The sequence below is a fragment of the Lysinibacillus xylanilyticus genome, assembly GCF_001183605.1.
Classification (GTDB): domain Bacteria; phylum Bacillota; class Bacilli; order Bacillales_A; family Planococcaceae; genus Lysinibacillus; species Lysinibacillus xylanilyticus.
The window spans coordinates 1,314,250-1,326,460 of record NZ_LFXJ01000005.1; the positions used below are offsets into that span (position 1 = coordinate 1,314,250).

The window sequence follows — 12,211 nt, forward strand, 5'->3', positions numbered from 1 at the left end:
TGTCAAAAGGTAGTTTGTGTTTTTCTGTTATAACACAAGTTCCTTAGGCCAAACCACACCTCCTACGATATATTATCCTAACAGAGTTACCGTTACTTTTAAATCTAATTTTTTCTCTAAAATCCAAATTTTACATTTCGTTAATATTAAAAAGCCTTTTATATAACAGATAAAAGGCTTTTAATATTAATTCAGATTTTCATGGAGAATCCAATTTTATGTAGTCAATATCATACAATAATTGTATATGTGCTAAAGGGATTCTTGTGATGTTAGATGAAAGAACCGTTCACTTTGACTACGATATCAGAATTAAGCTCATCATTTTCACGGAATCATGCGAAAAGTAACCAAAGAGATTACCGGAAAAGAATATTTTGCCTACTCCGGTTGATTATTGTATCGATACTTCCTTTACACTAGCTTTAACTGTTTCAAAGCATAATCTGTTGTCATTGTAATGTTTTCTGGTATTTCATCTATTGAGAACCACTTAACTTCCTCTAAAGCATGCGGCTCTCTATTTTGTACTTCCCCATTCGTAATACGAGCAGCGAAAGTAGGTGCAACATAGTGAATATCTTCTGAATGAATAATATGATTGGTCACACATACTAATTGAGTTATTTCGATATCCACACCAAGTTCTTCCTTAATTTCTCGTATAATTGCGTTTTCTATTGTTTCCATATAGTCTACCTTGCCACCAGGTAAGCTCCAACAGCCGGCTTCAGGTGCTTTTTTACGTAAAACGAGTAAAATCTTGTTGGACTGATCTAGGATAACTGCTCCCACGCCAACTTTAGGTAATTTCTCTTTTTCCATTTTTATTCCTTCCTCTACTAGAATACTTTTAATATTTGTTAATTATTATATACGAATTCTTCCTCATTCGGGGTCACTTTTATCAGTGAGGCTTTTTATCTTTATTGCTATAATTTATAAAGTTTTAGCAGATTAATGTCAGCGTTGCTTTTTTCTATGTACAAAGATTTCAATAATATAAAACGCGCAGATGAGTGTCTACTTTAAATATTTATTCATAGATCTCACAGTCAAGAATAGTGTGGCTTAATTAAGGAACACTAAATAGAGGTGTTGTTGCTTATGAAAAATTACATTATTTTACTGCTTACACTTTTTCTTGTTGTTTTTATTAGCGTTGCAGAAGCAAAAAATGAAGAATATGAAATTGTTTCAAAATTAAGCAATGAAAAAATAACTTTGTATGCAAAGAATATAGGAAGTCTATACCGAGATTTTAAACTGGACTTCAAAGGGGAATCTTATTTTAGACCTTATTGGATGAACGTTACTAACCCAGCTTATGCCCCACAAATATATTATGAAGACATCAATAAAGATGGGGAGAAAGAGTTAATCATTATCTTAACAAAGGGGTATGGCACTGGTGTGTTAGATGAAGAGGTTCATGTATATAGACATACTAATGGATTAATTGACGTTCTTGTTGATAATCCTATTGCCATTATTAACAAAAGCGTAAAAACTAGTTTAACGACTAATTCAGCCGAAATTAGATTGTATGACAAAGTGTATAAAATTGACATATCCCCCATAGATATACAACCTGCAAACATGTTTGATGATATCGCCTTTGGAAGTTCTATTCATTATGAAGTACAAGACAATCAACTTATTGTAAGAGTAAGTGGACAAATATCTCCTGCCAGTTTTGTCGGTGAAATAGTTATTGTTTATGAATATCGTGACAAAATGTATCAAGCAAAATCCATTGAATTCCAGCCATACAACTAATTTCAATAATACTGTTGCCTTTGATCTTGCGCAATCTGAAATATAGAGAAACTTTAATCATATACATTTATGTCTATTTCATTATTTATTGGAATCAAATCCTGATCACTAGTCCCCTAAATCCATTTCCTTTAAAAATTTATATAAAGACATACAAAAAAATGAAAGTCCAACCAATAGCAGAATTCCACCAAATATGAAATTCGATAAAATGTAACCTTTCGTTATTACTAGGAAACTATCTGTATCCATGCTTCCACCCATTGATGTACTTAAGTACTCATTCGCTGAATCAGCACCATTTTCAACACCATTTATTATTATTAAAAATCCAATTGCGCTTAGGACAAATGTAAATATTACAAATCCATACTTTTTTATATCCTTCATATTTTCATCCACTTTCTCTTTTATTTCATCGTTTTAGCGATAAAAACCAAGACAGCAATTAAACAGTCTTGGTCTTGACCACTCATGATGTTTTATCCTTTATTAAAGAAAAAATATTAGTGTCAAACGGAACACCATTTTGGTGCATATAATTTTTAAATATCCCTTCTTTTTCAAAGCCCAATTTTGTTAATAGCTTGTTTGAAGCTTCATTTTCAGTAAAAACAATAGCTCCAATACGCATTAAATCCATCTCTTGAAAGCCAAATGATATTACTCTATTAACGGCCTCCTTGGCATACCCTTTGCCCCAGCTCTCCGGAAAAAGTGCGTAGCTAATGTCAGCTCTTTTATGCTCTGTGGACCACTCTTGAAAACCAATCGTACCAATAATACCTTCTTGCCCTTTTAATGCAATTCCCCATTTAATACCACGTTTTTCATCATAATTCTTTGAAAAATTTTTAATTATTTGTTTAACCTGCTCTATACTTGTTAATGGATTCTGACCATAATGGCGTAACACATCAGCATTAGAAAAGCAATTTAAAACATCTTGGGCGTCATGTTCAGTAAGTTCTCTTAACACTAATCGTTCAGTCTCTAAAATAGGAATCATCTTCTTCACTCCACTTCCAAATAAGTTATAGGTTAGATTCTATATAAAAAGAGTGAGAGTTGCATTACTATTTTAAAAATTTCTAAAATAATAGATGTATTCAAGAAATTCGATGGCAGAATATTGTCCAGCTTCATCACAAATTTAACAAGCTTATTCAATTAGATAAAAAATCCTATAAATAAATAAGAAAATAACGATTGGTAGCAAATATGGAATGGCGCCATAATTCACTTGGCATTTTCGAAATCAAGGGCCGCTAAAAAATTGCTGGTTAATGAGGGATAGTACGTGTGTGTGGCTACTTCACGCTGTGATGTTTTCTTGAATTAATCCCAGATATATGAATTTCGTTTTCCCATTACTAGATAGCCCATGAATTCAACAGATGAGGGAATTGGCCCTAACTTCTTTGCTCTATACTACATAGTATAAAGTTAAAAAGGATTTGATCATAAGTATAGTTTGAATATCCATTTAGTAGCTTTAACCATTGTAAATAAACGATAAATTTTGTGAACCATGCTTTGTAATAACAGTTGTGCACCTTTTCCCTTCTTCGCAATGCGCTCAGGTGTATATAAAAAGGGAAAGGACAATAAGGGTATGGTGTAATGCTCCAGCTGCTTTTTATAAAATAAAAACTTTTCTTTCTACAATTAATAATGCTAGAAATTTTATAAAGGAGGGAAACTGTTTGAGTTATTCAGGTTATGGAACAGGCACGAGTCTTGCCTTTGCAATTGTATTATTCGTTCTTTTGATTATTGCCGGCCTTGGCCTATTTTATTTATTAAGAACTATAGTATGGAGCGGTGTGTAGTAATGCATCATATTCCAAAAGTTAAATAAAAAATGAGCTAAATGACACTAAATTTAGCTTCATTCCAGGGCTTGCGTGTATGAATATTACCCATAACGGAAGTCCTTTTTTCATGTTTTCATATAATTTTGGGAAGTCGATTTCCCCCTAAATTTCTTTACATCCTTTAATTAGGGAAAAGATAAGTTTTTAATGATTAAACTTTCTGGTAAAATAAGTGTAAGAAATTGTAATATTTTCAGATGAACAATAGATTATCAGGAGGGAAAAAAGTGAAAAAATCATTTTGCTTGAAAGAAAAATTTCTCTTATTTCTTTGCCTCTCACTTGTAGTTTTATCGGGATGTGTAACTAATGACAATCCTACGCCAAAGGATTTTCTTAAAGATGGTAAAGCAGACATCTTTGTTCTTGATGATATTGTATATTCTAATGTTGAAAACATAGATTGGGTAAAAGAATTAGATTACACAATAGGTGAGAAAATTGGTGTAATAACAAAACAAACCAATAAAGCTAAGGGTTTTGAAAACGGAACATCTAACAAACTACCCGTTGGAACCATAATTTATGAAACCGATACACCAATCAATATTACTATTGTAGATGGCAAGGAAATACCTTATCTGAAGATGCTCGAAGGATAATAGATAAGTATCAAGTTAAATATCTAATTTCATTTTTCTACTTACGCTTTTCATATTAAAATGTTTATAAAATTCAATTGCTTTCGTATTAAATTCCCAAACATTTAACTCGACTGAGTCAACTTTCTTTTCTTTAGCCCAAGTTATACAAGCATTAAACAATATTTTCCCCATTCCTTTTCTTTGTAAGTTCGCTTTTACACCAAAATCGTGTATGTAAGCATATTTCCTTTGAACAAGCGACTCGAAAGGTGGAGAAGCTTCAACACTTATAACTGCGAAGCCTACTACAATTTCATCTTCCCTCGCAATTAGAATGTCACTCTCTTCGTTATCAATTAATTCTTTATAATAGGATTCGGGCATTACAGATTCAACGCTTTTAAAAATCGTTGGTTCTTCCAATACATGCTCTTCATGCCCTTCTTTTACAATTTCATTCACAGCAAAATAATCTTCCTCTGTTGCGATAAAAACTTCGATTGTCATCATTACATCCCCCTTATTTTCATAAAATAAAAACCTTGTCCCCTCAATGTATCTTTTAATAATCAATTTATCTTTCCAATTATTATTTTCCTATACATCCCATTTAGCATTATTGGTGTATCTTCTACAACTACTATATTTTCAGGTGAAATTTCTTCAAAGCTCCGGCCAATATCAGTTCCTAATAAGCTAATAATAGGTCTTAGCAACATTTTAGGTAAGGACAGTTTTTTGTTTTTAGGGACAAATTTATCAAAAACTATTATTTTTCCTTCCGGCTTTAAAACCCTTATCATCTCTTGAAAACATTTAGTTGCATCAGGAACTACCGAAAGGATTAAACTAGCTACGATAATATCAAACGATTCATTTTCAAATTCCATTTTTTGAGCATCCATTTCTAAAAATGTAATTGTGGAATTTCCAAACTTTTTTCTTGCTTTTCTTAGCATATCAGGAGAATAATCAATTGCCGTTATATTTAGGTTAGCGTGATGTATTAACTCTAAATCAGCTCCTGTTCCTACACCGACGAACAGGATCTTTTGTTGATTATTGAATGGTATGGATTGAAATATTTGTTTTCGTGCATACAAAAAAAATTCCCGAATTAAAGAACTTGTCGTAAATTGGAGAACCAATCTTATATATAAATTTATTCCAAGAATTATTCAAACTTCTTCACTACCACTTCAATATTAATCCTCATCTTAAATCAATAATACATCACGCCATTCCCATTTTGTATAAAATTACCTATTAATATAAAAAACCGAATACTCATTATCAATAAAATATTGAGTACCGGTCATATGTTTATATTGTTCTCAAAAACATTAATAAGGGATATTAAAAATTATTCTAGACACCACTTAATAATAAGTCCTGCATGTGTAAGACCTCCACCAAACCCATAGATTAATAAAGTATCCCCATTATTTAATTTCCCTTCGTTTATGCCTAACTGTAAGGCCAATGGAATAGAAACGGATGATGTATTTCCCATATACTCAACACTAGTTAATGTTTTATCTAGGCTAATACCTGATTTTTCACAAATGGATTCTATCATTCTTAAATTAGCACTATGAGGCACAAACCAATCTATTTCATGTAGTTGCATTTCTGCTTGCTGTAGTAATTTCTCTATACCTATAGGAAGTGTACGCGATGCCCATTTATATACCTCTCTTCCATTTTGAACTATTTTCCCTGACGTATTCAATGCTGAACCGTGCATAGTAGTTGATAAATTAGTTAAGTATAAATGCTTTCCTCCTGCACCATTTGTACCTATATGACTAGCGATAAAGCTTGGCATTGCTTCATCCTTTTCTATTAAAACTGCTGCAGCTCCATCCCCAAATAAGATACATGTCGTTCGATCTGTATAGTCCGTAACTTTAGATAAAGCTTCCGTCGTTATAAATAAAATTTTACGATGGAGTCCTGATGTAATTAACCCGTTCGCTACATGTAATCCATATGTAAATCCAGCACAAGCTGCGTGAAGATCTAATGCACCTACATCTTTCATTTGAAAGTGTTCTTGGATTTGGCAAGCTACACTTGGAAAGGCATAATCAGGTGTAGTTGTTGCAACGAGAATTAAATCTATATCCGAAAGATCCTTTTGATATTGTTCAACCAAATTTTCTATAGCTTTAAAGGCTAATGTTGACGCAAATTCATTCTCACTTGTTATTCTTCGTTCCTTCATGCCAGTCCTTTGTACAATCCAATCATCGTTCGTCTCTACTATCTTTTCTAAATCATCATTTGTTAGCCTATTTTCGGGAACATAAGTACCTATTGCTGTTATTCTTGCTTTTGATTGAATGTTAATCATTCAACATCTCACTCCTTTTTTATATTCAAGTACTATTACTTAACAATACAAATTAAGGTTCTTCAAAACTTTGTAGTTCCTTTAATATGTATTATTTTTCATCATAAGAAATACCTTAGACTAAAATAATTTTTATCACCTCATTTTAGTAACTGGTACTAATTATAAGTAAAATAAGAAATATATTCAACTTTGACACCTAAATAAAAGGCATCAAGAAACTCTTGATACCTTAGTTAACAACATTCCTTAACCACGACCAGCTTGGAATTCAGGATATAAAGTCATTCCACCATCCGCAAATAAAGTAATCCCTGTTACATAACTAGCCTGCGATGAAGCAAGCCATACTGCGACTGCAGCAATTTCCTCTGGTTTTCCGATATACCCCATCGGAACCATGCTTTCTACATCTGCACGTTTTGCTGGATCTGCAAACTTTTCTGCATTTATGGGTGTATTGATCGCTCCAGGTCCGATGTTATTGACACGAATTCCTTTTGGAGCATATTCTAACGCTAAAGTTTCAGTCATTAATTTAATGCCCCCTTTACTAGCGGCATAATGCACGAACAAAGGCCAAGGAATTTTCTCATGAACACTGGACATATTGATTACAGTACCTTTAATATCGTTCTCCACGAAGTATTTAATCGCTTCTCGACATCCTAAAAACGCACCCGTTAAATTTGTATTGATGACTCTATTCCAATCACTTAACGGCATTTCATGAGAAGCTACTGGATTTTCTATTCCTGCGTTATTAATCATGACATCGAGAGTTCCAAACTCTTTTACAGCTGTTTGAACGAGATTAATAACATCCGCTTCAACTGTAACATCGCCCTTTACAGCAATGGCCTCCCCACCGGCTTTTTTAACTTCTTCAACGACAGCTTTAACATCCGCTTCATTTGAACGGTAATTAATAACTACTTTCGCTTTTTCTGCTGCGAAGCGAATACCCATCGCTTTACCTAATCCCGTTGCAGCACCTGTAATCACAACAACTTTTCCTTCTAAATCTGGATACATACAATGCCCTCCCTTTTATTTTTTCGCAATCCCTAACATAATGCCAGCAGCAACTATAAAAACAATCCCTATGATAATTGCAATGAATTGCCGTTTTGTTTTTTTCTCACCTAATATAAAAATTCCGCCTAAAGTGGAGATGATGATCCCCATTTGGGAGAGAGAAAAACTTGTTGCGACACCTACACGTGGTTGAGATATGAATAAAAACATATTTCCGGCCGCCCAGATTAAACCTGGGATAATATTACGAAACGCATATTTATTAAATGGTTTATGCTTAAAGGTTAATAAAACCCCACCTATTACCATCCCGATTGCTTGTGGTAATAAAGCAGACCATCCACTAACATTGAATAAACGTATTACCACCACATATACTAAATATCCAAACGTTGAAACAAGTAAAATTAAAATCCCTTTTTTCAAATTGCTTCCGTGATCTTCTTTTTTCTCCTCTGGATTTGGAAGAGATGTAAGTACGATCCCTATAATAATACTTATAAGTGCAAGAACACCTAAAATAACCGACATTGTTGTCGACCATTCATGGAACACAATTACACCAAATAAAGTTGTGGACACTAATTGTAGCCCTGTCGAAATAGGCATTGTTTTGGAAACACCCATTAAATCAATACTTTTCAATTGGTTTACTTGTCCTAAGGCCCAAAAGAGACCTGATACAATTCCGACTCCAAACACTAATGGTGTTAACTCAGGCTTTACAAAAAAATAAATACCTATTGAGAAAATAAGTGCACCAAATGTAGTCCCTAGTACTTGACTATAGGGTCCACCACCGAGCTTGACGTTAAATAATACTATACTTCCCCAAAAGAGAGCTGGTAATAATGCAAGGATAATATCCATTTCTTTCACCTCTCTAAATGCTTTATTTGATTCTGATTATTGTTACTTGAAACAAAACATCCATAATACTTTTTTATGATGTACCAAGGTAAATTTTTTATACTTTTAACTTAGAACCACGATTTTAGTTTTGCTTAATTTGTAATGTAAAACTTGCACTTTCATAACGCAAAATAACCAAGATGGCAACTAAGCTATCTTGGTCCTCAATATTATAAGTCACTTTTTTTATATTTTTTATTCATTACTAAGGCAATCAACTCTACAATAGTAGTTATCCCATCATAATATAAATTAAGCTATTATTTAGCTTACACACCGCCTTGAATTGTTACTGAGGGTCACTTCCATATGGTGGCCCTTTTTTATTGTTAAATTTTTTTCGAGTTTCTCATTTTAAAGGACTTTTTGTTGGATAAATACCTCCACTATTTTCTATAAAGGTACATATTATAGTTGTAGAAAGGAGGAATTCTTTATGGGATGCTTCGGAAACTATGGCAATTACAACAATTGTTGCTACGGAGGTTATAGCTATGGAGGTGGCAATAACGGTTCAACATTTGTTCTAATTGTTGTTCTGTTCATTCTTTTAATTATTGTCGGCGCTACTTTCATAAAATAAACAGGGTGAAATTGTTTAGCATACCTGTTCATTCAAGGTCACTTCCACAGAGTGACCTTTTTTAGATGAGATAATGTGCCGCCCTTTAGGGTATGAATTTGCCCAACGATCCAGCCTCAATTAATTATTCCCCGTCACAAAATAAGTCAAAATTTCACTAGTGCCAACAATTATTTATTCTTTACATTATCGTTTTTTATCCATACGTATCGCGGGCACTAGCTTCAGGCTATTAATAAATTATACTCAATACCTCGCCTTATGCTCATTTAGGGAAAACTAAGTTATTCCTGCCTCCAAAAATGATAAGTTAAGGATCACTTTCCTCCGCTGACCCTATATATATAAACCTTAATTAATGAACAATAGTCTCAGTTCAGGAAATTGTAAATTTAATTAGTCACCTTTTTTACACTTAAAGCATTCCAAATAATTATTTACAGGAAATGGAACGGCGAACTCTTTATAAAGATATTGTCGTTTCTTTTTTTATAGATATATTAGTAATAGCGTGGGTTCGGATAGTGGTGGTGGTGGTGGTGCGGATGGCGATGATGTGATGGATATGTTGTATGGGTTGGGTAGTAATGCATTGGGTAGTAATGGTGGGTTGGATAGTGATGAGTCGGATAAACATGGGCTGGAGCAGTAACCGGGTAATATGGATGTCTCCCACCATGTTGTCCCCCATAAGTATCATGTCCGTAATCGTATCGCATATCTTTTCCTCCTTTCGATTTCGATATAGGTTATGCTATAAAAGGATTAACAGTCTACGCAGATGCCTATTTGCTAGTCAAATTGCCTCCTCTTCACACCTACAAACAGAAGAACAATCACCATTTCTACTAATTTTTCTACACTGAATACCATTAATTGAGCATGTTTTTTATCTACAATGTATGTTTTCTATAATTTAAATGGACTGTAGAGTTAATAAAAGAAAAAAGATACAGCTCGCTTTTGTCGACACAATAAATAAGCTGTTTATATGACAATACGAAAGCCCACAATCATTCAACTTATCACATCGAATCTACTAGCATAGCATTTTTTTCATGTATACCTAAATAATACCTTATTCGTGTTATAATTCTGTTGAGTATAGAAGTAGAAATTAAATTAAGCACAATTAAGGAGCGAAATTCATGATCGATAAAAAATGTAAAAGATGTGGAAAAACCCAATTTACAGAGGCTACAGATTACATACCTATAAAACCAAGTAAAGGCTCATTTAAAGGGGCAAACAAGATCTACACATTTTGCTTAGATTGTGGTGAAGTTGACTCAATTCGTATCGAAAATACAACTATTTTTAATAAATAGGCTTTTAAAAATAGAGCGATAATGGCCCACATATAAAAAAATGAATATCCTATAATTTCAAACCTTTTGTGAGTGTGTTTGTAATCATGATGGCCATTCGTAATTTACTAAATCCCACCAATTGATCAATAGCATGATTTTAATACTTCAAAGTGAAGGAATTTGACACAACAATTTCGAATATTAAAGATGTATTTATTCGTACAAGTCTTTGTGAAGAACATTTGACAAACAAATTCGACTGTGAAAATTGAGTATTTGATTTCGTAAAGGAGAGATTTTAATGAGTATCGTTATCAAAAGAACCAATGAAACTGAAGCTCCTATTCTTTTAGAAATACAGAAAGAAGCATTTGAAGATGATTTAAGAAAGTATGAAGACCATGATACAAGTCCAGTAAATGAACCGATCGAACGATTACTTCGAAAAATTGAACTCTTTATACACTATACCATATGGCACAATAATGTGATTATTGGGGGTATAGATGTGCGTGATTTAAAAGATAACAAATATCGATTAAACAGAATATTCATCTCAAATAAATATCAAAACAAAGGGCTTGGTAGCCAGATAATGCAATTGGTAGAAGAAGAATTTCCTTCAGCAGTTGAATGGGTTTTAGATACACCACATTTAAATATTAGAAATCATCACTTCTACGAAAAATTGGGCTATAAGAAAATCGGTCAACATCAAATAAATGAAAAGCTTATTTTATTTGATTATACAAAAAAGATAATGTAATGTTCGATTACACAAAAATTGTAAATTTCTATTTAATATTAATATGACTGTCTATAATTCAGTTTTTGATAGTGAGAGCATAGAACAAACAAAAAGACTACTCATCACAGAGTAATCCATTTTTGTTTGTTGTTTAAAATTGTAATTTCGCATTTTCCTGATGCTTCAATATATTAAATTTTCGTTGGATATACCATTCCACAACTATTAAATTGGGTATCCAACATAACCAAGCGATTATAGAGTAGCTAAGATTAAAATGTTCAAACCCAAATAGTATAGTAAACAAGACAAGCCATATTCTTAATGTGACAGCTGCAAAGGTTAAAGAATAATTTCTTATCATCCACTTTTGATGATCAAAAACTTTTTTATTTTTAATTTTAGCAAAAGCTTGTAATGCTGTTATCAACCAAAATGTAGATAAGAAACCAAACCCCAACTGAGACATCAATCCTCCTGTAGCATAAAAGGCTAAATAAAGCCCTGAAACGCTTCCTAATAAAATACCTATCAAATAAATTTTCCCCATCATACGATGACGTTTTATATTTTTTTCTCTAAACTTCGAAAATAAAGTAAAGGGACCAATGACTAAAGCCACTACTCCAGATATGATATGCAAATAAAGCATTATGTACCAAAACGAACTCAATGTTGCATTTAACATAAGCTTTAATTTAACAAATCCTGCTTGATGCGCATCCATGAAGAAATATTGAACAACTGAATAACAAGATATTAAAATAGCTAAACAAATCAATATAAGCCAAGTTTTTTTATGCATCTTTCTACCTCCTATTTTTTAATGTCGGATTTTGCGTTCAAAAGAATCTCCTCACTTCATCTATATGCTATTTAAGTACTTGTTTTGTTATGTATGATTTCTTTCTGTTCTTACTGTAACATTTAATTTCACGACATCCCCTTCCCACCTAATAAGTGGTAAAAAAATGCGCGTAAGAGGTTTTATTTTTTAAATGAAATTTGAACCATATAGAATTTT

At 32.7% G+C, this 12,211-nt stretch carries 14 protein-coding genes and 1 pseudogene; 6 read left to right on the forward strand and 9 right to left on the reverse strand.

Translation table 11 applies throughout. The annotated features are described in order from the left end of the window. Positions 1–414: 414 nt before the first annotated feature. Positions 415–825 carry an NUDIX domain-containing protein gene (locus ACZ11_RS09145; protein WP_049665466.1) on the reverse strand — a complete coding sequence of 137 codons (411 nt, stop codon included), beginning with the start codon at positions 823–825 and terminating at the stop codon, positions 415–417. A gap of 282 nt (positions 826–1,107) precedes the next feature. On the opposite strand from ACZ11_RS09145, the gene ACZ11_RS09150 reads away from it, so the two are divergent. After that, positions 1,108–1,779: a hypothetical protein gene (locus ACZ11_RS09150; protein WP_049665468.1), complete on the forward strand. Its 672-nt coding sequence runs from the start codon at positions 1,108–1,110 to the stop codon at positions 1,777–1,779. A 108-nt stretch (positions 1,780–1,887) separates the two neighbouring features. Here the strand turns inward: ACZ11_RS09150 and ACZ11_RS09155 are convergent, their stop codons facing one another. Together ACZ11_RS09155 and ACZ11_RS09160 are read right to left on the reverse strand one after the other, a co-directional pair. Next, complete coding sequence (locus ACZ11_RS09155) at positions 1,888–2,169, reverse strand: hypothetical protein (RefSeq protein ID WP_049665470.1); 282 nt, start codon at positions 2,167–2,169, stop codon at positions 1,888–1,890. A gap of 82 nt (positions 2,170–2,251) precedes the next feature. After that, positions 2,252–2,788: a GNAT family N-acetyltransferase gene (locus ACZ11_RS09160; RefSeq protein ID WP_049665473.1), complete on the reverse strand. Its 537-nt coding sequence runs from the start codon at positions 2,786–2,788 to the stop codon at positions 2,252–2,254. 697 nt (positions 2,789–3,485) lie between these two features. Between ACZ11_RS09160 and ACZ11_RS27235 the strand changes: the two genes are divergently transcribed. Then, positions 3,486–3,611 (forward strand): hypothetical protein, encoded by a 126-nt coding sequence (locus tag ACZ11_RS27235; protein ID WP_269079316.1) that lies wholly within the window; start codon positions 3,486–3,488, stop codon positions 3,609–3,611. A 272-nt stretch (positions 3,612–3,883) separates the two neighbouring features. Further along, entirely contained in the window at positions 3,884–4,258 is a 375-nt protein-coding gene (locus tag ACZ11_RS09165; protein ID WP_236690819.1) for a hypothetical protein, read from the forward strand. A 15-nt stretch (positions 4,259–4,273) separates the two neighbouring features. Here ACZ11_RS09165 and ACZ11_RS09170 read toward each other — a convergent pair whose 3' ends face one another. The 5 genes and pseudogenes from ACZ11_RS09170 to ACZ11_RS09190 all read right to left on the reverse strand — a co-directional run bounded on the left by ACZ11_RS09170 (position 4,274) and on the right by ACZ11_RS09190 (position 8,504). Beyond that, positions 4,274–4,750 carry a GNAT family N-acetyltransferase gene (locus tag ACZ11_RS09170; protein WP_236690820.1) on the reverse strand — a complete coding sequence of 159 codons (477 nt, stop codon included), beginning with the start codon at positions 4,748–4,750 and terminating at the stop codon, positions 4,274–4,276. Positions 4,751–4,809: 59 nt separating this feature from the next. Then, a pseudogene (locus ACZ11_RS09175) lies at positions 4,810–5,422 on the reverse strand (class I SAM-dependent methyltransferase). A gap of 181 nt (positions 5,423–5,603) precedes the next feature. Next, positions 5,604–6,587, reverse strand: a complete 984-nt coding sequence (locus ACZ11_RS09180; protein WP_049667135.1) for a ketoacyl-ACP synthase III — start codon at positions 6,585–6,587, stop codon at positions 5,604–5,606. A gap of 258 nt (positions 6,588–6,845) precedes the next feature. Continuing rightward, positions 6,846–7,631, reverse strand: coding sequence for a glucose 1-dehydrogenase (gene gdh, locus ACZ11_RS09185; protein WP_049665477.1), 786 nt, complete (start codon positions 7,629–7,631; stop codon positions 6,846–6,848). A 15-nt stretch (positions 7,632–7,646) separates the two neighbouring features. Next, entirely contained in the window at positions 7,647–8,504 is an 858-nt protein-coding gene (locus tag ACZ11_RS09190; protein WP_049665478.1) for a RhaT/GlcU family sugar-proton symporter, read from the reverse strand. 478 nt (positions 8,505–8,982) lie between these two features. On the opposite strand from ACZ11_RS09190, the gene ACZ11_RS25140 reads away from it, so the two are divergent. The 3 genes from ACZ11_RS25140 to ACZ11_RS09200 all read left to right on the forward strand — a co-directional run bounded on the left by ACZ11_RS25140 (position 8,983) and on the right by ACZ11_RS09200 (position 11,205). Beyond that, positions 8,983–9,129, forward strand: coding sequence for a YjcZ family sporulation protein (locus ACZ11_RS25140; RefSeq protein WP_082172731.1), 147 nt, complete (start codon positions 8,983–8,985; stop codon positions 9,127–9,129). A gap of 1,148 nt (positions 9,130–10,277) precedes the next feature. Then, entirely contained in the window at positions 10,278–10,457 is a 180-nt protein-coding gene (locus tag ACZ11_RS09195; RefSeq protein WP_049665479.1) for a hypothetical protein, read from the forward strand. A 283-nt stretch (positions 10,458–10,740) separates the two neighbouring features. Next, positions 10,741–11,205 (forward strand): GNAT family N-acetyltransferase, encoded by a 465-nt coding sequence (locus ACZ11_RS09200; protein ID WP_049665481.1) that lies wholly within the window; start codon positions 10,741–10,743, stop codon positions 11,203–11,205. Between the two features lie 133 nt (positions 11,206–11,338). On the opposite strand, the gene ACZ11_RS09205 is transcribed toward ACZ11_RS09200, so the two are convergent. After that, a complete protein-coding gene (locus tag ACZ11_RS09205) occupies positions 11,339–11,992 on the reverse strand; it encodes a DUF2306 domain-containing protein (RefSeq protein WP_049665482.1) in 654 nt (217 codons plus the stop codon). Positions 11,993–12,211 lie beyond the last annotated feature (219 nt).

What these genes read in the sequence shown, in the direction of transcription:
- gdh (WP_049665477.1), bottom strand. Translation starts at nt 7,631, where the DNA reads ATGTATCCAGATTTAGAAGGAAAAGTTGTTGTGATTACAGGTGCTGCA.
- ACZ11_RS09190 (WP_049665478.1), bottom strand. Translation starts at nt 8,504, where the DNA reads ATGGATATTATCCTTGCATTATTACCAGCTCTCTTTTGGGGAAGTATA.
- ACZ11_RS09200 (WP_049665481.1), top strand. Translation starts at nt 10,741, where the DNA reads ATGAGTATCGTTATCAAAAGAACCAATGAAACTGAAGCTCCTATTCTT.
- ACZ11_RS09155 (WP_049665470.1), bottom strand. Translation starts at nt 2,169, where the DNA reads ATGAAGGATATAAAAAAGTATGGATTTGTAATATTTACATTTGTCCTA.
- ACZ11_RS09170 (WP_236690820.1), bottom strand. Translation starts at nt 4,750, where the DNA reads ATGATGACAATCGAAGTTTTTATCGCAACAGAGGAAGATTATTTTGCT.
- ACZ11_RS09195 (WP_049665479.1), top strand. Translation starts at nt 10,278, where the DNA reads ATGATCGATAAAAAATGTAAAAGATGTGGAAAAACCCAATTTACAGAG.
- ACZ11_RS25140 (WP_082172731.1), top strand. Translation starts at nt 8,983, where the DNA reads ATGGGATGCTTCGGAAACTATGGCAATTACAACAATTGTTGCTACGGA.
- ACZ11_RS09150 (WP_049665468.1), top strand. Translation starts at nt 1,108, where the DNA reads ATGAAAAATTACATTATTTTACTGCTTACACTTTTTCTTGTTGTTTTT.
- ACZ11_RS09145 (WP_049665466.1), bottom strand. Translation starts at nt 825, where the DNA reads ATGGAAAAAGAGAAATTACCTAAAGTTGGCGTGGGAGCAGTTATCCTA.
- ACZ11_RS09205 (WP_049665482.1), bottom strand. Translation starts at nt 11,992, where the DNA reads ATGCATAAAAAAACTTGGCTTATATTGATTTGTTTAGCTATTTTAATA.
- ACZ11_RS09160 (WP_049665473.1), bottom strand. Translation starts at nt 2,788, where the DNA reads ATGATTCCTATTTTAGAGACTGAACGATTAGTGTTAAGAGAACTTACT.